17 protein-coding genes and 2 pseudogenes are annotated in these 18170 nt (G+C 65.3%); 16 read left to right on the top strand and 3 right to left on the bottom strand.

Annotated elements, in window-relative coordinates; all coding sequences use genetic code 11:
* Both LB545_RS02325 and LB545_RS02330 read left to right on the top strand, forming a co-directional pair.
* Nucleotides 1-762: an SDR family NAD(P)-dependent oxidoreductase gene (locus LB545_RS02325; protein ID WP_140492572.1), complete on the top strand. Its 762-nt coding sequence runs from the start codon at nucleotides 1-3 to the stop codon at nucleotides 760-762.
* 323 nt (nucleotides 763-1085) lie between these two features.
* Nucleotides 1086-1790: a hypothetical protein gene (locus tag LB545_RS02330; RefSeq protein ID WP_140559247.1), complete on the top strand. Its 705-nt coding sequence runs from the start codon at nucleotides 1086-1088 to the stop codon at nucleotides 1788-1790.
* A 29-nt stretch (nucleotides 1791-1819) separates the two neighbouring features.
* On the opposite strand, the gene LB545_RS02335 is transcribed toward LB545_RS02330, so the two are convergent.
* Nucleotides 1820-2014 (bottom strand): hypothetical protein, encoded by a 195-nt coding sequence (locus LB545_RS02335; RefSeq protein WP_224704350.1) that lies wholly within the window; start codon nucleotides 2012-2014, stop codon nucleotides 1820-1822.
* Between the two features lie 231 nt (nucleotides 2015-2245).
* Between LB545_RS02335 and LB545_RS02340 the strand changes: the two are divergent.
* The 8 genes and pseudogenes from LB545_RS02340 to LB545_RS02375 all read left to right on the top strand — a co-directional run.
* Nucleotides 2246-2663: pseudogene (locus LB545_RS02340) on the top strand (glycosyltransferase); the annotation flags it as partial.
* A 5-nt stretch (nucleotides 2664-2668) separates the two neighbouring features.
* The gene (locus tag LB545_RS02345) at nucleotides 2669-4042 is read left to right on the top strand and encodes a glutamine synthetase family protein (protein WP_140524685.1); all 1374 of its coding nucleotides are present in this window, start codon (nucleotides 2669-2671) and stop codon (nucleotides 4040-4042) included.
* A 2-nt stretch (nucleotides 4043-4044) separates the two neighbouring features.
* On the top strand, nucleotides 4045-5343 hold the full coding sequence (locus LB545_RS02350; RefSeq protein ID WP_181165198.1) for an NAD(P)/FAD-dependent oxidoreductase: 1299 nt from the start codon (nucleotides 4045-4047) through the stop codon (nucleotides 5341-5343).
* 198 nt (nucleotides 5344-5541) lie between these two features.
* Nucleotides 5542-6747, top strand: a complete 1206-nt coding sequence (pcaF, locus tag LB545_RS02355; protein WP_140628211.1) for a 3-oxoadipyl-CoA thiolase — start codon at nucleotides 5542-5544, stop codon at nucleotides 6745-6747.
* Between the two features lie 150 nt (nucleotides 6748-6897).
* Entirely contained in the window at nucleotides 6898-7929 is a 1032-nt protein-coding gene (locus LB545_RS02360) for a BMP family protein (RefSeq protein ID WP_140492560.1), read from the top strand.
* A 187-nt stretch (nucleotides 7930-8116) separates the two neighbouring features.
* Nucleotides 8117-9367 (top strand): annotated as a pseudogene (locus tag LB545_RS02365) (ABC transporter ATP-binding protein); the annotation flags it as partial.
* A gap of 239 nt (nucleotides 9368-9606) precedes the next feature.
* On the top strand, nucleotides 9607-10662 hold the full coding sequence (locus LB545_RS02370) for an ABC transporter permease (RefSeq protein ID WP_140728673.1): 1056 nt from the start codon (nucleotides 9607-9609) through the stop codon (nucleotides 10660-10662).
* Nucleotides 10659-11603: an ABC transporter permease gene (locus tag LB545_RS02375; protein WP_224704351.1), complete on the top strand. Its 945-nt coding sequence runs from the start codon at nucleotides 10659-10661 to the stop codon at nucleotides 11601-11603. Before LB545_RS02370 ends, LB545_RS02375 begins: the two co-directional genes overlap by 4 nt.
* Before the next feature lie 43 nt (nucleotides 11604-11646).
* Here the strand turns inward: LB545_RS02375 and LB545_RS02380 are convergent, their stop codons facing one another.
* Nucleotides 11647-12414: an SDR family NAD(P)-dependent oxidoreductase gene (locus LB545_RS02380; protein ID WP_140492551.1), complete on the bottom strand. Its 768-nt coding sequence runs from the start codon at nucleotides 12412-12414 to the stop codon at nucleotides 11647-11649.
* 292 nt (nucleotides 12415-12706) lie between these two features.
* Here LB545_RS02380 and LB545_RS02385 point away from each other — a divergent pair, with 292 nt between their 5' ends.
* Nucleotides 12707-12862 (top strand): hypothetical protein, encoded by a 156-nt coding sequence (locus LB545_RS02385; protein WP_140492547.1) that lies wholly within the window; start codon nucleotides 12707-12709, stop codon nucleotides 12860-12862.
* 137 nt (nucleotides 12863-12999) lie between these two features.
* Nucleotides 13000-13947 (top strand): LLM class flavin-dependent oxidoreductase, encoded by a 948-nt coding sequence (locus LB545_RS02390; protein WP_140580189.1) that lies wholly within the window; start codon nucleotides 13000-13002, stop codon nucleotides 13945-13947.
* Between the two features lie 117 nt (nucleotides 13948-14064).
* Here the strand turns inward: LB545_RS02390 and LB545_RS02395 are convergent, their stop codons facing one another.
* Nucleotides 14065-14751 (bottom strand): cysteine hydrolase family protein, encoded by a 687-nt coding sequence (locus tag LB545_RS02395; protein WP_140625393.1) that lies wholly within the window; start codon nucleotides 14749-14751, stop codon nucleotides 14065-14067.
* 185 nt (nucleotides 14752-14936) lie between these two features.
* On the opposite strand from LB545_RS02395, the gene LB545_RS02400 reads away from it, so the two are divergent.
* The 4 genes from LB545_RS02400 to LB545_RS02415 are packed head-to-tail and all read left to right on the top strand — an operon-like array spanning nucleotide 14937 to nucleotide 18167.
* Nucleotides 14937-15761 (top strand): ATP-binding cassette domain-containing protein, encoded by an 825-nt coding sequence (locus LB545_RS02400; RefSeq protein ID WP_140513983.1) that lies wholly within the window; start codon nucleotides 14937-14939, stop codon nucleotides 15759-15761.
* A gap of 55 nt (nucleotides 15762-15816) precedes the next feature.
* Nucleotides 15817-16737 carry a tonB-system energizer ExbB gene (gene exbB / locus LB545_RS02405; protein WP_140513984.1) on the top strand — a complete coding sequence of 307 codons (921 nt, stop codon included), beginning with the start codon at nucleotides 15817-15819 and terminating at the stop codon, nucleotides 16735-16737.
* Nucleotides 16738-16749: 12 nt separating this feature from the next.
* The gene (gene exbD / locus LB545_RS02410) at nucleotides 16750-17217 is read left to right on the top strand and encodes a TonB system transport protein ExbD (protein WP_224704353.1); all 468 of its coding nucleotides are present in this window, start codon (nucleotides 16750-16752) and stop codon (nucleotides 17215-17217) included.
* Entirely contained in the window at nucleotides 17214-18167 is a 954-nt protein-coding gene (locus tag LB545_RS02415; protein WP_224704354.1) for an energy transducer TonB, read from the top strand. Before exbD ends, LB545_RS02415 begins: the two co-directional genes overlap by 4 nt.
* The last annotated feature ends 3 nt before the right edge of the window (nucleotides 18168-18170 follow it).

Consider the following 18170-nt stretch of genomic DNA (forward strand, 5'->3'; position numbering starts at 1 on the left):
ATGATCCTCGAAGACCGCATCGCCGTGGTGACAGGCGCCGGTTCCGGCATCGGGCGCGCCGGCGCCATGATCATGGCCAGGGAAGGCGCGGTGGTCGTCATCGCGGACAGGGATCGGACCAGCGGCGAGGCGACGGCTTCAGATATACGCGCCGCGGGCGGCCGGGCGGAGGCGGTCGCCACCGACGTCTCGGACGACAACGCGGTCGAGCAGCTCCTTGCCGGTACGCTCGACCGGCATGGGCGCATCGACATCCTGCACAATCACGCCGGCATCCAGGTCGGCGGCACGCTGACCGAGGTCGAGACCGGCGGCATGGACGCTTCCTGGCGGGTCAATGTGCGGGCGCAGTTCCTGGCGGCAAGGATCGTCATGCCATCGATGGTCGCACAGGGCGGCGGCGTCATCCTTAATACGGCTTCGAATTCAGGCGTGTTCTACGACCGCGAGATGATCGCCTATGCGACCTCGAAACATGCCGTGGTGGCGATGACCAGGCAGATGTCGCTCGACTATGCCCGCCACAATGTGCGCGTCAACGCGCTCTGCCCCGGCTGGGTCGACACGCCGTTCAATGGACCGTTCATCGCCCAGATGGGCGGACGCGAGGCAATCGAAGCCTATGTCCGCACCAAGATCCCGATGGGGCGCTGGGCCAGCGCCGAGGAGATCGCCGAGGCGATCCTCTTCCTCGTGTCCGATCGGTCATCCTTCATGACCGGCCAGGCGTTGGTGATCGACGGTGGCGAAAGCATCGGCTGAATCAGCCGTCTGGGCCTTCGGCCGATTGGTGAAAAGCGCCGTGGCCTGCGCGTTCTGGGCCAGAGCCGCGTCGCCGGCCGGCAGCGCCGAAATCAACTCTGACCGACAGTTCGGACCATGGTCCGACCGGCATGGGACTTCAGTACCGCAGCCGTTCAAAGACATAGGTTTCCTTTAAACATCAACAAGTTACTGTGCCGACAGGTTGCCCAGCTCTCTTATTGAGACAGTCTTTGTCCAAAGTTTACTGCGCATAATTAGCGGCTTCTCATACGAACTTACCATAGCAGCGGGCGCAGGGCGGCGTTTCCCGAGGAGACATCATGACAAACCGGAAAACTGTTTTCGCGGCGTTAGCCGCACTGGCGCTTCTGGCTTCTCCGGCGCTCGCCGAAGCCGGCGGCAACGGGCATAGCAATGGTGGTGGTCACAGCGGCGGCAACGGCAATGGCAATGGTGGCGCCCACGGCAACAGCGGCGCTGCGCACGGCAAGTCCTCGTCGGCCCGGGGGCAGGTAGCCAAGGCGACAACGGACACAATGACCACGGTCGATAAGAAGACAAAGGTCTCGTCCCTGCCCAAGGAAAAGAACCTCCACGCCAAGCTCGGCCGGCTGAACTCGCTCCAGCGCAACGTCAACGCCTATATGAATTCCAAGAGCAGGAAATTCGCTGCGCTTCAGGCCTTCGTGACGCAGTCGGCAAAAGCCAAGGTCGCACAAACTCAGCTGGATGCCCTGAATTCACAGCTGGACGCACTGACATCGCTGACGCCGGACCAGATCGCCGCGATGACCCCCGAGGAGCAGGCGGCCCTGCCTGGACAGATATCGGCTCTGCAGGACCAGATCGCCGCCCAGCAGGAAGTGGTCGACGCGGCGGCGGTCGGTACCGACCCGGCCACGCTCGATGCGGCGTTGACCGATATGGCCAACAAGCCCGTCGACGCCGAGGTCACCGCTTGGGCCCAAGGCGTCCTTGCCGGCAAGATCGACGAGACGGCCGCTGCCATGCAACCGACGCCGTAGCATCGCCAGCGACAACGGGGCAGCCGGCCTCACACGCGTTTGCGGCCAATCGCTTCGTGGCCGATGCCTTGTCCGATCACCTTAAGCTGCGGCGGCTGCCGGCATCTATGCCGGTGGCCGCCAATGTCTTTCGGCTGCGGCAATCGCTGCGCGAACATCTGAAACCACTCGACCAGCTCGAAAGCCGGCAGTATTAGGTTACTGCCGATCTGCTTCGCGTCCATCTGCGGCTCTCGCAAACTGCGACCGCAAGCGGCCGGCCGCGGCGCTCCCGCGCCGTTCGGCATGATCAGCCGGCCGGAATGAAGAGGAAATAATTGACGCGTAAAGCCAGCCCGACCATCGCGCTGTTCCCCGAAGCAGGCTTCGGCGCGGCGCTGAATTGCGTCGGCATCGCGCGGGCCGTGCGGGGCCCCGCCTTCATCTTCCATGCCGGCCTTTCCGGCGTCTTTGCCGACAAGCTGCCGGCGCGCTTCATCGTCAATGTCGGCGGCCTGCGCGACGCTTACCGAGCGGTGCCCGACAATGTCTATCTCGGCGCCTGGTTTCCGCAGTCCTCGGCGGTGGCGAAGTTGGATTTGTTCATCCACCACGGCGGCAACACCGGCTTTTGCGAGGCGCTGCGCTTCTGTGTGGCGTCGCTGATCATGCCCTATTGCCGGGACGGCCACGACAATGCACCTCGCGCCGAAGAGACCGGCACCGGCGACCATATCGGCCGTGACGGCTGGACCGAAGGAGGATTGGAGAGAGCCATTCCCGGCCTGCTGGCCGACGACGCCATGCGCGCCCGCCTCAAGGGAAATGCAGCCAGATGGCGCTGACACCCAGAACGTGGCCGCGCAAGCCATACTCTCTCTAATACGGACTTGAACGAAATGCTTGAGAAGAACACGAATACCGCGCCCTTCAGCGATCCCAAGGCATGGTTGGCGCAGCACGGCATCAACGAGGTCGAATGCCTGGTGCCCGACATGAACGGCGTGCTGCGCGGCAAGGCGCTGCCGACGGCAAAATTCCTCACGGCGCTGGAAGACCGCGCGCTTTATCTGCCGAGCAGCGCCTTCCTGGTCAGCATAGACGGGCGCTATTCCGGTTCCATCGACGAGGGTTTTGCGTATTCGGACCCCGACATGCGCATGGTGCCCGATGTCTCGACGCTTTGCCTGGCGCCGGGCGCCGGCGCTGGCAAGGCCTACGTCTTCGCCGACGCCTTCCACATGGACGGCCGGCCATGGATGGCCTCGCCGCGCCATGTTCTGCGCGCCGTGCTCGATCTCTACCGGCAGCGCGGCTGGCGGGCGGTAGTGGCGCCGGAGCTCGAATTCTACCTGACCGCGCCCAATCCCGATCCCGACAAGCCGCTGACCGCGCCGACCGGCGGCAATGGCCGCGCCGAGGCCGTGCAGCATCCCTATGACATGGCGGCGCTCGAGGAATATGAACCGGTGGTCCGGCGCGTCTATGACTATGCGGAGGCGGCCGGACTGCCGCTCGACACGCTGATTCATGAATCGGGACCGGGGCAGTTGGAGATCAACTTCCTGCATGGCGACGCGCTGCCGCTGGCCGACAAGGTGCTGCTGTTCAAACGGCTGACGCGCCAGGCCGCCCAGCAAGACGGCATGTATGCGACCTTCATGGCCAAGCCGATCGCCGCACAGGCCGGCAGCTCGATGCATCTGCACATGTCAGTCATCGACGAGGCCGGCAACACGTTGTTTGCCGGCAGCGATGATGCCGATACCGCGATGTTCGGTTATTTCATCGGCGGCCTGCAAAAATACATTCCCGAAATCATGCCGCTGTTCGCGCCCAACGTGAATTCGTTCCGACGCGTTAGACCAAACCACAGCGCGCCGGCCAACATCGAATGGTCGCATGACAACCGTTCCTGCGGCCTGCGCGTGCCGGCCGGCGGGCGCGCCGCGCGGCGGGTGGAGAACCGGCTGCCGGGTGCCGATTGCAATCCGTATCTGGCGATCGCCGGCTCGCTTCTGGCCGGCTATCTGGGCGTCGAACAGAAGCTGGCGCGCTCGGCGGAAGCATCCGGAAATGCCTACAAGATCAAGAGCACGCTGCCGAAAACGATGGAGGAGGCGCTGGATCGTTTCGAGGCCTGTGAACCGGTGCGCAAACTGCTCGGCGAGGACTTCTTCCAGACCTATCTGCGCGTGAAAAGCGTCGAGCTCGACCTGTTCCAGAGCGTGGTGACGAGCTGGGAACGCGACCACCTGCTGCTGAAGGTGTGATCATGGCATCTTCAACGGGTTTCAATTCCGGTCTCGACATCGGCAAGTCCTACTATGTCGCCACCGCCAATCCGGCGCCGGACCATCCGGCACTTATCGGCGATGTCGAGGCCGACCTGGTGGTCGTCGGCGGCGGCTGCACCGGTCTGTCGGCCGCTCTTCACGCCGCCGAACGCGGCTTGAAGGTGGTGCTGCTGGAAGGCGGCAAGATTGGCTGGGGCGCTTCGGGCCGCAATGGCGGCCAGATGATCCCCGGCCTGCGCAAGGGCGCCAAGGGCCTGGTCAAGCTTTATGGGCCTGAACGGGCAAAGGCGCTGTTCGATCTCGCCTTCGAGGCGCGCAGCCTGGTGCTCGACATTATCGAGCGCCATACGATCGACTGCGATCTCAGGCTGACCGGCCATCTGGTCGGCGCGGTCAACGGCTCCGATCTCAGGGATTTGGAGGAAGAGGCGAAATGCCTCGAGAGCGTGATGAAATTCCGCGACCTCGAGATCCTGTCGGCGGCGCAGGCCCGGGCCAAGGTCGACACGCCCTATCACGGCGCGATGTACGAGCCGCTCGGCGGCCACATGCATCCCTTGAATTACACGCTCGGGCTTGCCCGCGCTGCAAGCGCGGCCGGCGTCGTCATCCACGAGAATTCGGTGGCCGTGCGGCTTGAGCGCGAGCCTTCGATCCGGGTCTCGACGTCAAAAGGATCGGTGCGCGCAAAGCATGTCGTGCTGGCTGGCGACGCGCTGCTCAATGGGCTGGAGCCGCGCGTCAACAGCCGCATCATGCCGGTCGGCAACTACATCGTCGCCACCGAGCCGCTGGAGGGCTCCCGCAACGTCATTCCTGCCAATGTCGCGGTGTCGGACACGCGCTTCGTCGTCAACTATTACCGCATGTCGGCCGACGGTCGCCTGCTGTTCGGCGGCGGCGAGCGCTACACGCCGTCGCCGCCGGCCGATATTGCCGGTTTCGTGCGGCCGCACATGGAAGGCACCTTCCCGCAGCTCAAGGGCTGCCGGATCGACCATGCCTGGGGTGGGCTGGTGTCGGTGACGACGTCGCGACTGCCGCATGTCGGGCACTATGGCGAGGTCTATTACGCGCACGGCTATTCCGGCAAGGGCGTCATCCTGTCGACGCTGTCGGGCAAGCTGCTCGCCGAAGCCATCACCGGCGACGCCTCGCGGCTGGACCTGTTCTCGACGCTGACCCCGATGCCCTTCCCCGGAGGCACGGCGCTGCGGGGGCCGCTCTATGTGCTGGGAATGCTGTGGTATGCGATGAGGGATCGGATGAAGCATTGAGCTCGCGGCCAACCCGCTGATCGTGGCGCTGCATCCAAGCGTGATTCGCCAGCAGGGCAGGAGAGCTGTGGCTGGGTGGTTAAGTTCGCGCAGGCGCTTGACGAAATGCCGGCGCCAAGCGAACCGAGCTACGACATTGCGCGACCTGCACGCGTCGCACCAAGGCGGCGCATGAGGGAAACGGGAGAGCTGACTGACATGGCCGAAGCCTATATCTGCGACTATATCCGCACGCCGATCGGCCGCTTTGGCGGCTCGCTGTCCTCGGTACGCGCCGACGACCTCGGTGCCATTCCGCTGAAGGCACTGATCGAGCGCAATGCCGGCGTCGACTGGCAGGCGGTCGACGACGTTGTCTACGGTTGCGCCAACCAGGCCGGCGAGGACAACCGCAACGTGGCGCGCATGGCGCTGCTGCTGGCCGGCCTGCCGAAGGAAATCCCCGGCTCGACCGTCAACCGCCTGTGCGGCTCGGGCATGGATGCGCTGACCATCGCCGCCCGTGCAATCAAGGCCGGCGAGGCCGAGCTGATGATCGCGGGCGGCGTCGAATCGATGAGCCGGGCGCCCTTCGTCATGCCCAAGGCCGAGACGGCGTTTTCACGCAATGCCGAGATCTACGACACCACGATCGGCTGGCGCTTCGTCAACCCGCTGATGAAGAGTCAGTATGGCGTCGATTCCATGCCGGAGACGGGCGAAAATGTCGCCGAGGATTTTTCGGTTTCCCGCGCGGACCAGGACGCTTTCGCGGTGCGCAGCCAGGACAAGGCCGTCGCCGCGCAGTCCAATGGCCGGCTGGCCAAGGAAATAACCGCGGTGACCATTCCGCAGCGCAAGGGCGATCCGGTTGTCGTCTCGAAGGACGAGCACCCCCGCGCTGGCACCACGATAGAGGCCTTGGCCAAGCTGCCGACGCCGTTCCGGCAAGGCGGCACGGTGACCGCCGGCAATGCCTCGGGCGTCAATGACGGGGCGGCGGCGCTGATCGTCGCTTCGGAAGCGGCGGCCAGGAAATACGGCCTGACGCCGATCGCCCGCATCCTCGGCGGGGCCGCCGTCGGCGTCGCCCCGCGCATCATGGGCATCGGCCCGGCGACGGCGACGCAAAAACTGTGCACACGGCTTGGCCTGACGCCAAAACAGTTCGATGTCATCGAGCTCAACGAAGCCTTCGCCTCGCAAGGCATCGCAGTGCTGCGCCAGCTCGGCATCGCGGTGGATGCGCCGCACGTCAACCCGAATGGCGGCGCCATAGCGCTCGGCCACCCCTTGGGCATGTCGGGCGCGCGCATCTCCGGCACGGCGGCGCTGGAGCTGCGCGAACGCGGCGGCCGCTATGCGCTGGCGACCATGTGCATCGGCGTCGGCCAAGGCATCGCCATCGTGCTCGAACGGGTCTGAACAACCGCTCTCCCGGCTAGTCCAGGAGAGTGGATATGATCGATCTGCCAAATTTGACCATGTGGACAAAAGTCCGGACCCGTTCCATAGTTCCTCGTCTGATTTTTAGAACGGCCGGCTCGACACGGCTGTCGAACAGAGGGGACTGCAATGGAAAACCGGAAGAACAAATCTCATTCAACGCGCGAAGGCCTTTCGCGGCGCAACGTGCTGGAACTGGGCGCGCTTGGCCTGGCCGCGGCGATGCTGCCGGGCGCCGCCTTCGCCAAGGACAAGAAGCTGAAAGTAGCGGCGATCTTCGCCACGCCCATCGAGGAGCCGTGGGACAACCAGATCCATGTCGCTTTGCAGAAGGCCGAGAAGGAACTCGGCATCGAGTATAAATGGTCGGAGAAGGTGCAGACCGCCGACTTCAGCCGCGTCATGCGCGAATATGCACAGGGCGGCTATGAACTGGTGCTGGGCGATGCCTTCGCCGCCGAGCGTGAATCGCGCCGCACCGCCAAGCAGTTCCCGAAGACTGCCTGGCTGTTCGGCTCCGGCGCCGGGCCGGCGGAGCCCAATTTCGGCGTCTTCGACAATTGGATCCACGAGCCCGCCTATCTCTCCGGCATGATCGCCGGCAAGATGTCGAAGTCGGGCACGGTCGGCGCCGTCGCGGCGATGGGCATTCCGGAAGTGAACCGGCTGGTCAACGCCTTCTTCGCCGGCGCCAAGGAGGTCAATCCGAACATCAAGAAGAAGGTCGCCTTCATCGGTTCCTTCTTTGATCCGCCCAAGGCCAAGGAAGCGGCGGTGGCGCAGATCGACGCCGGCGTCGACGTCATCTATGCCGAGCGTTTCGGGGTCATCGAAGCGGCGGTGGAGAAAAAGATCTACGCCATCTCCAACATGTCCGACCAGTCGAGCCTTGGCCCCGACACCGTCATTACCGGCCCGGTCTGGGATATGTATCCCACCGTCGAACAAGCCATAAAACTGGTCAAGGCCGGCGTCTTCACGGCGCAGGACTATGGCGATTTCTCGCGCATGGCCAAGGGCGGTTCTCACCTGGCGCCTTACCATAAGTTCGACAAGACGCTGCCGGCCGAGGTCAAGGACATGGTCGAGAAGAAGAAGGCCGAAATCCTCGAAGGCAATTTCCGCGTCGACGTGGACGAGAACACACCGGTTTCGGATTGAGTTCCTTAACCCTCCCCATTGTGGGGAGGGTCGATCCGCGAAGCGGAGCGGGTTGGGGTCGGCGCCGCACCCCACCCCGTCTTACGATCTTCGCTTCGCTGCGATCGCAAGCCGACCCTCCCCACAAGGGGGAGGGTGAAGCAGAGCCATCTCCGCAGGAGCGCCCTTGCCCGCCCCCCTCATCGAAATGCGTGGCATCACCAAGAGTTTCGGCGCCGTCAAGGCGAACGAAGCCGTCGACCTCAGCGTGGCGCCCGGCGAGATCCTCGGCTTGCTGGGCGAGAACGGCGCCGGCAAGACGACGCTGATGAACGTGCTGTTCGGCGCCTATGCGCCCGACGCCGGCGAGATCCTCATCCAGGGCCGGAAGGTGCGGATCACCAGTTCGGCCGATGCGCTGGCCGCCGGCATCGGCATGGTGCACCAGCATTTTCACCTGGCGCCACGGCTCACGGTACTGGAAAACCTGCTTATCGGCATACCGGGCAAATCCGGGCGGATCGACCGCGCCGGCGGACTGGCGCGGTTGGTTGAAATCAGCCGCCAGCACGGGCTGACACTCGATCCCAGCCTGCCGGTCTCGGCGCTGTCTGTCGGAGAGCAGCAACGTCTCGAGATCGTCAAGGCGCTGTTTCGCGGCGCAAAACTGCTGATTCTCGACGAGCCGACCGCGGTGCTTGCGCCGAGCGAAGTCGACGGGCTGTTTTCGGCCTTGCGGTCGATGGCGGCGCAGGGTCTGGGCATCATCTTCATCTCGCACAAGCTCAACGAGGTGCGCGCGCTCACCCATCGCTGCACGGTGCTGCGGCATGGCCGCGTCGCCGGCCGCGTCGACGATCCGGCCAACACCACATCGGCGGAAATGGCGCGACTGATGTGCGGCCACGAGATCGTGCCGCCGGCCAAGGGGCCGTCGACGCCGGGGGCAGCGGTGCTCACTCTCGACGGCATTTCCACCTCGAGCCATTCGGGCACGCCGCTGCGCGATGTGTCGCTTTCCGTGCGCGCCGGCGAGATCCTCGGCATTGCCGGTGTCTCCGGCAATGGCCAGCGGGCACTGGCGGAGGTGATCTCGGGTGTGCGAGCCCCGGATGCCGGTCTGATGACGATTGCGGGGCAGAAAGTGTCTCGCTTCTCGCCGCGCGAGGTGCAGGCGCTGGGCCTTGGCCGCATCCCGGAAGATCGCATGACGACGGGACTGGTCACCAACTTGCCGCTCGCCGATTCCATGGTGCTGCCGCGCATTGGCACCGCCGCTTTCAGCAGCAAGGGCCTGCTCAAGCCGGATGCGATCCGCGCCTTCGCCGAGGCGCAGATCAAGGCCTATGATATCAGATGCCCCGGGCCGATGACGCGCGCCGGCGCCCTGTCCGGCGGCAATCTGCAGAAGGCGCTTTTGGCGCGCGAGCTCGCCTTCGATCCGAAGGTGCTTGTCGTTTCGCAGCCGACGCGCGGCCTCGACATCGGAGCCGCGCGCTTCATCCATGAAAAATTCCTCGACATGCGCGCCAAGGGCTGCGGCATCATCGTCATCGGCGAGGATCTGGAAGAGTTGCTCGTGCTCTGCGACCGCATCGCGGTGATGTATGAGGGCCGCATCGCCGGCACGCTTCCCAGCGCCGATGCGACGATCGCACGGCTGGGGCTGCTGATGACCGGAGCGGAGGGCCATAGCTGATGTTTCGCCTCGAAGTCCGCAGCTCGACGCCCGCCTGGTTCAACCTGGCTCTGCCGTTGCTGGCGATCGGTGCCGCGCTTGTGCTGTGCAGCGGCCTGATCGCGCTGGCCGGCGCCGGCGTGCTCGAATCCTACGGCGTTATGTTCACGGCGTCGCTCGGCGACAGCTATGCGATCACCGAAACGCTGGTGCGCGCCGCGCCCATGATCTTCACCGGGCTGGCGGTGGCTGTCGCCTTCCGCGCCAAATTCTGGAACATCGGCGCCGAAGGGCAACTGCTTGCCGGCGCGGTGGCGAGCTGCTTCGTCGGCGCGATCCCGATGCCGGGACCGCTCGCCATGCTTTTGATGGCAGTGGCAGGCGCCGCGGCCGGTGCAGCCGTCGCGCTCGTGCCGGCAACGCTGCGGGTGAAATTCAAGGTCGACGACGTCGTCAGTTCGCTGCTGCTCAATTCGGTCATCTATTACGCGCTGATGGCGCTGATCGAAGGGCCATGGAAGGATAGTTTCAGTGGCTATCCGATCTCGCCTCCGATTGAGGATTCGGCCAATTTTCCGGTGCTGATCGAGGGCACGCGGCTGCATCTCGGCGTCATCGTGGCGCTTATCGCGGCACCGCTGATCTGGTTCCTGATCGTGCGCACCACGCTCGGCTTCCAGATCCGGGTCACCGGCGAAAATCCGGAAGCGGCCAGATATGGCGGCATCAATGTCCAGCGGGTGCTGCTCTCGACGGCGTTGCTGTCCGGGGCGCTAGCCGGGCTCGCCGGCGTCGGCGAGGTTGGCGGCGTGCATTTTCAGGTGATGAGCGACATCTCGCCGGGCTACGGTTATTCCGGCATCGTCGTTGCAATGCTGGCGCGGCTCAACCCGCTCGGCGTGGTGCCGGCGGCAATCTTCCTGGCTGCCGTGATGACCGGCGCCGAGGCGATGTCGCGCGCGACCGGCGTGCCGGCCTTCCTCAGCGATGTCATCCAGGGCACGGCACTGCTTGCCATGCTGGTGGCGCTGCTGTTCACCGCCTATCGCATCCGCCGCGTCGGAGCCGCCCAATGAGCGCGGTGTTCGAACAGATCTTCCAGGTCGGCTTCTTGGCCGCCATCGTCCGCATCGCCACGCCCTTGGCTTTCGCCACGCTTGGCGAAATGTTCTCCGAGCGCGCCGGCGTGCTCAATCTCGGCATCGAAGGCATCATGCTGTTGTCGGCAATGGCCGGCTTCACCGCCGCCAGCCTCAGCGGCAACCTATGGCTGGGCGTCCTGGCGGCGGTGCTGACCGGCATGCTGATGGGGGCGCTGCATGCGCTGTTCACGGTGGCGCTGGGCTTAAGCCAGCATGTCTGCGGCATCGGCGTGACGCTGCTTGCGTCGGGTCTGGCCTATTTCCTCTACCGGCTGATCTTCGGCCAGCAATCGGTGCCGCCGAGCATCAAGGGTTTTCAGACGCTGCCGATCCCGGTCCTCTCCGAGATTCCCGTGCTTGGGCCGGCGGTGTTCAACCAGTTCGCGCTGGTCTACATGGCGATCCTGGCCATCCCGATCGCCGCCTTCGTGCTCTACCGCACGCCATGGGGGCTGTCGGTGCGCATGGTCGGCGAAAACCCGCGCGCCGCCGACTCCGCCGGCGTCAGCGTCATTGTCACCCGCTTCCAGGCGGTCATTCTCGGCGGGGCGCTGATGGGGCTGGCCGGCGCCTTTCTGTCGATGGCGCAGTTCAACGCCTTCACCTTCGGCGTCGTCTCCGGGCGCGGCTGGGTGGCGATCGCCCTGGTCGTGTTCGGCCGCTGGGACCCGTGGCGCTCGGCGAGGGCCGCATTGCTGTTCGCCTTTGTCGATGCCTTGCAGTTGCGCATGCAGGCGAGCGGCCTCGGGCATATCCCCTACGAGGCGTTCCTGATGCTGCCCTTCATCTTCACCATCGTCGCCATGGCGGTGATGTCGCGCAATGCGGTGGCGCCGTCGGCGCTGCTGAAACCGTTTCGCCGGGAAGAACGATAGACGAGTAGGGCTTGGGACGAAGACCCTGGACCTTTGGGACACCTCACATCGCGGTAAAACCATTGTCGACGAACAGATGGGCCCCGTTGACGAAGCTCGATTCGTCGCTGGCGAGGTACAGCGCCGCCTTTGCCACCTCTTCCGGTTCGCCGATCCGCCCCTGCTGCGCAGCCAGCGCCGCGTCGGAGACATCGACGCCGAGCTTGCCCAGATCGGCGACCTCGCGCAGCCCATGCGGTGTGCGGATGAAGCCGGGGCAGACGGCGTTGCAGCGGATGTTGCGGTCGCGGAATTCCACGGCGATGGCGCGCGCGAACATGTGACAGGCGCCCTTGGTGGTGTCATAGAGCACTTCGTTCGGCGTCGCCGCCACCGCCGAGATCGACGAGGTGCAGACGATCGAGCCGCCGCCGGCCGCGATCATGCCGGGCAGCACGGCGCGGGTCATCAGGAACATCGAGCGCACGTTGACGGCATGCAGCCAGTCCCATTCCTGCACGCTGGTCTCCAGGAACGGCTTTATCACGATGGTGCCGGCATGATTGAACAGGACGGTAACCGCGCCGAACTTCTCGGCCGCGCCCTTCACGGCCGCCTCGACCTGCGCCTCGTCGGAAACGTCGGCGACAAAATGCTCCGCGATTTGGCCGCGCGCCCGGATCGCCGCGGCGGTGGCTGCCGCCGCTTCGCCATTGCGGTCGATGATCGCCACCTTTGCGCCTTCCGCCGCGAACAGTTCCGAGGCCGCCCCGCCCATTCCCGTCGCGCCGCCCGAAACGATGGCGACCTTGCCGGCCAGTCTTGCTCCCATTTCCTTGCTCCTCCCAAATGTCCTTTGGACGATCTCGCATTGTCGCTCTGCCGCGATGCTATCCTGCCCGCGCGGGGCGGCCAATGCACGAATGGATCGGCAAGTGAAGTGCCGTCGAGCGCCGGAAGTGAAACCGACGCTGCCATGTCCGTCGATCACGCCGATGCCGCTCTGCAGCAACTCAGCGCCAGTTCTCACGGCGCTGTTAGAAAAAAATTCTGCGCATGGCCGAAAAATAGCAATCGACAAAGTCTACAACTTTTATAGATTAACCGGCGAGACGGAGGTCGATATGTCCTATATGCAGAACACCGAGACCCGCAGCAGCGGCCAGAGGCTGGCCAATGCCCAGAGCTTCCGCCCGGCCTATGCCGGTGCTTTCGCCTATGTCGTCTTTGCCCTTGCGTTCGTGTTCACCGGGGCTGTTGTTCTGGGCCTCATTCCCTGAGCCGTGGTCCGGCCAGGCTGACGACCCACCGCCTTCAGGCAATCGGAGTTGAATGAACAGGATCGCGGTGCGCTTTCGCGTGCGCCATTGATTCGTATTTGACCGCATCCGTGATTCCAGAGATGGAGGAGATGGCAATGCCGATCGAATTCACGCATGTGCCCGGCAAGACCCATCCTGCCGATAGCGCAGTTTCCTTTTTCTACGACTTTGCCGAGACGGCGACCAGGCTGGCGCTGATCGAGGATGGCGGTTTCCGCAACCTCGTCGTCGACGATCCGGCCGGCCTGCTGACCAATATGGATCTTGCCGCCCAGGTGCTGGACCGCAGCTCGTCGCTGGAAGTGGTCCTCACCCATTGGGCCGGCGTGGTCGAACCGACCGTGGCGGCGCGGCAACTTGCCTCGATCGACGCCCGCAGCGGCGGCCGCCTGGCGCTCAGGATGATCAGCGAGCCGTTAAGCGACGACGATGCCGAAGCGCGTCCGGTCGGACACGGTGTCCTCTGGCAGCGCATCGACGAATATCTGGTTCTGTTGAAGCGGCTATGGTCGAACGAGCAGCCTTTCGACCATGAAGGCGCGTTCTACAGCATCAAGGGCGGCTATGTTCCGCGCAAGGGGCCTCATGGTGCCGACCTCGTCATCCGCATGGGCGGGCAGTCCGGCACGGCACTGAAAGTGGCCGGCCGGCATGCCGACGTCTTCGAACTGGCGCCCGGTTCGATCGACGATGTCAGGCAGTTGATGGAGCGTGTGCGCGGCGCCGCCGCCGAACATGGCCGGGCCGCCAGACTACGCTTCGCCCTTCCGGTCCGCATCCACCGGGGAATTTCCTCGGCAGGGCACAAGGCGGTCGATGTCTCCGGTCCGCCGGCCCAGGCCGCCCTGTCGCTGCTTGCTTACGCGGCTCTCGGCATCGATGAATTCATGATCGTCGGTGTCGACACGCCGCGCGAGATCGCGACAGTCGGCCGCGAGACGATCGCGCTGCTGCGCAATTCGCTGGCGCGGCGTGAAAGCGGCGAGTTCCAGCATGGGGCTTTCGCGCAGCGCACGGGACTGGAAACACGGGCAACGGGCTGAACTGCGAAAACGAAATTTTTATTTCGGAGTGATCGGTCCCATCACTTGTCGCCCACGGACGAGGTGCTGTCCGTTCGAGTCGATGATCTGCGCGCCTTGCTGCTTTGCGCTACGCTATCAATCCTGATCCTTTAGCGCCTTGCTACCCAGCCGTGACAGGCCTTCAATGACTGCACCAGAATCCGCCAGCACGCCGAAGACGCCGTCTTCGACCGTCACCATGTGAAGGGCCGCCTCATGTGCCCGTCCGTCGCCGCTGGCGCAGGCGTCGGAGATCGTCAGGCACTGGAAGTTGCGGTCGCAGGCTTCGCGCAGCGTCGTGTGCACGCAGACATCCGTCGTGCATCCGCAAAACAGAAGATGCGTGATGCCTCGCGCGCGCAGCACGAGCTCGAAATCCGTATAGGTGAAGGCGCCGTTGCAGGTCTTGTCGACGATGATGTCCTGCGGCGCGACGTCGATCTCCGGAGCGATCTGAAAACCCGGACCCGAACGAAGCAGGATCTCGGTGCCGTCGAGGCCGGCCCGCCTGCGGCGCCATTTCTCGTAAGGCGTCATGTCGGCCATGTCGGCCCGGTAGCCCTGCCTTGTATGGACGATGCTGACGCCCGCCTCGCGGGCAGCGGCGATCAGCCGGCTCACCGCGGGCAGGATCGCTCTCAACGGCGAGGGATCATATCCCTTCCTGGCGAAGTAACCCGTCGTCGACAGGAAATCCTGCTGCAGGTCGATCACGACCAGCGCGGTGTTCTCGGCCACCAGCCTGCCGTCATAGGGAAAGTCGAAGGGTGTCGCCTTGATCATGCGCGGTTTCCTGTTTCAGCGAAGACCTTAGAGCGGTTCATCGCTTCACGGAAACGCTTCCTTGCCTGAAATTCGAAGCGGCATCAGGCGTCACGATGTTTGTTGATGCAAAAACCCAACTTCATTGTTGACTATTAAAGTCATGTTTCATAGTCAACCGGGCACGGTTGCCGAAAACCGGATTGATGACATGCCCGCAGCCGTACTGGAGACGGACCTTGACCGGAACTGACACCCAGACTGCTTTCCACATCGACGCGGTGCGCTTTGCCGTGGGCGAGCGGACGCTGCTCGGTCCGGTTTCGCTCGAATTGCAGTGCGCGCGCGTCTACGGGCTGATCGGCCACAACGGGTCCGGCAAGTCGACGCTGGTCAAGCTTTTGGCGCGCCAGCAGCCGGCAAGCTCTGGCGCCATCACCTTCGCCAGGCGGCCTTTGGCCCAGTGGGGTGCGCGCGAACTGGCGCGGGCGCTTGCCTATCTGCCGCAGACGACGCCGGCGGCGACCAGCTTGACCGTGCGCGAGCTGGCGGCGCTCGGACGTTATCCGTGGCATGGCGCGCTCGGCCGCTTCGGCCAGGACGACAGACGGCATGTCGAGGAAGCGCTGGCCCTGACCGACATGGCCGGCTTTGCCGACCGGCTGGTCGACGAGCTGTCGGGCGGCGAGCGCCAGCGCGCCTGGCTCGCCATGCTGGTGGCGCAGAATGCCGGCGTCATGCTGCTCGATGAGCCTATCTCGGCACTCGACATCTCCCATCAGGTCGAGGTGCTGGGGTTGGTCAGGGATCTCAGCCGCAAGCGCGATCTTTGCGTCGTCGTGGTGCTGCACGATCCCAACATGGCGGCGCGCTATTGCGACGAGCTGATTGCCCTGAAGGACGGCAGGCTGCTGACGCGCGGCACGCCCGGCGAAATCATGCAAGGCGATGTGCTCAAGGGCATTTTCGGAGTGGAGATGGGCGTGTTCGCGCACCCCGTCACAGGCCAGCCCGTCGGCTACGTCCAGTGACGCTTCAGCGCCACGGCGGGGAAGACTGGCGGCTGTGAGAACGAGGAAGAAGACGATGTCGAGAACCGGTTTTGTCGCAGCGCTGTTTGCATCCGCCATGCTGGCGGCCGCCAGCGCGCCGGCGCAGGAGCAGCCGGCAAGCGGCACGCCCGCCACCATTACGGCGCCAGCACCATCGCCGGCCGCGCCCGCCGCTCCCGTGGGAGCCCTAGCGCCTGCACAGCCGCAAGCCGGGGCCGGTACCGCGGCCGAGCCCTCGCCGGCGCTGAGCTTGCCGCACGATTTGTCGCCATGGGGCATGTTCATGGCTGCCGACATCATCGTCAAGGCGGTGATGATCGGGCTGGCCTTCGCCTCGCTCGTCACCTGGACGATATGGCTGGCCAAGTCGCTGGAAGTGCTTGCCGGCAAGCTTGGCGCTCGTCGCGCCGCGCGGGCCATCGGCAATGCCGCGACGCTGAAGCAGGCGAGCCGCGCGCTCGACCGCAACGGCGGCACCGGCGCCCTGCTGGTGCGGGCGGCGGAGGAAGAAGCGGCACTTTCGGCCGGCGCGCTCGACCATGCCGGCGGCGACGGGCTGAAGGAACGGGTCGCCTCGCGCCTGACACGCATCGAGGCGGCGGCGGCGCGACGCATGTCGCGCGGCACCGGCCTGCTGGCGACGATCGGCTCGACCGCGCCTTTCGTCGGTCTGTTCGGCACGGTATGGGGCATCATGAACGCCTTCATCGGCATTTCGCAGGCACAGACCACCAATCTGGCGGTGGTGGCGCCGGGCATTGCCGAAGCCCTTCTCGCCACCGCAATGGGGCTCGTCGCCGCGATACCGGCCGTCGTCATCTACAACGTCTTTGCGCGCTCGATAGCCGGCTACCGGCAGATCCTCGCCGACGCCTCGGCTGGCGTCGAGCGGCTGGTCAGCCGCGACCTCGATTTCCGCACGGTGGCGCCGGCAACGGCGCTGGCGGCGCAGTAGCGGGGCAAGACCATGGGCAGCCGCATCCGTCAGACCATGGACGACGATCTCGAGGAAAGCCACGAGATCAATGTCACGCCCTTCATCGACGTCATCCTGGTGCTGCTGATCATCTTCATGGTCGCAGCGCCCTTGGCGACGGTGGATGTCAATGTCGACCTGCCGGGCTCGACCGCGACGCCGGCGCCGCGGCCGGAGACGCCGCTGTTCCTGACGTTGAAGGATGACCTCTCGCTAGCGATCGGCAACGACACCGTGCCGCGCCAGGTTTTCGCCGCCGCGCTTGACGGCAGGACCAAAGGCGACAAGCAGGCGCGCATCTTCCTTCGCGCCGACAAGGCGGTTGCCTATGGCGACCTGATGGAGGCGATGAACCTGCTGCGCGGCGCCGGCTACCTGAAGATCGCCCTGGTCGGCCTGGAGGCTGCGCACGCCGGCGATGCTCCCGCAGTGGCGCCAAGCGGAGCCGCTGGTCCATGACCGGGCAAGCGGCCGCCTCGCCAACGGTGGAGCTGTCGCGCCTCGGCTGGCGCGACCTCGGCCTGTGGGCGGTTGCGGCCGCGCTGGTGCTTGGGGCGCATGTTGCGGTCGCCTATGCGGTGCAGAGCTTCAGCCCGGTCGACCCGGCGGATGGCGGGCCGCCGTCGGCGCTGGCGATCGAGATGGCGCCGATGGTGGTGACGCCGGCCGTGCCCGAGCAGGCCGCGACGCTGGACGCCGCTGTGCCCGACCAGGCCGAGCCGGTCGAGGAGACCGAAAAGGCGCCCGAAGCCGAGCCCGAGAAAGTGGCCGAGCAAACGGAGCCCGTTGCCGAGCCGGATGCGCCGCCGCCTGATGCAACCGAACCGACTGAGACGATGCGGACTGAGCCGGTTGACCAACCACCGCTCGAAGAGGTCGTTCCAGATATCGCCGAGACGGTCGCGCCCGACGTCGTCGTGCCGCTGCCACAGCCGAAGCCGAAGCCGGTCGAGACGCCCAAGGAAAAGAATCCCGTCCAGGCCAAGGTGAAAAAGCCCGTCGAGAAACCCAAGCCGAAGAAGGATAAGGCGCCGCCGCCGAAGACGGTAACCGCCGCGAGCGCGGAGGCAAAGCCCGCCACCAGGACGGCGGCGCCGAAATCGGCGTCCGGGGCGTCCGGCGTCAGCCCGGCCAAGTGGGAATCGCGGCTGCTGTCATGGATCAAACGGCATACGCGCTATCCGAGCACCGCGAAATCGCGACGCTCGCAAGGCAATGCGAACGTCACCTTCACGGTGGACGCCTCAGGCCGGGTGACGTCGGCGCGCGTCGTCCGCTCCTCGGGCGATCCCGACCTCGACCGCGCCGCGCTCGCCGTGCTGCAGGGCGCCACCGTGCCGCCGCCGCCGCCGGAGCTGGGTTCGCGCGTCAGCCGCACGGCGCCATTCGTATTCAGCCTTCGGAACTGATGC

Origin of the sequence: Mesorhizobium sp. BR1-1-6, assembly GCF_020165355.1 — a bacterium.
Lineage (GTDB): Bacteria > Pseudomonadota > Alphaproteobacteria > Rhizobiales > Rhizobiaceae > Mesorhizobium.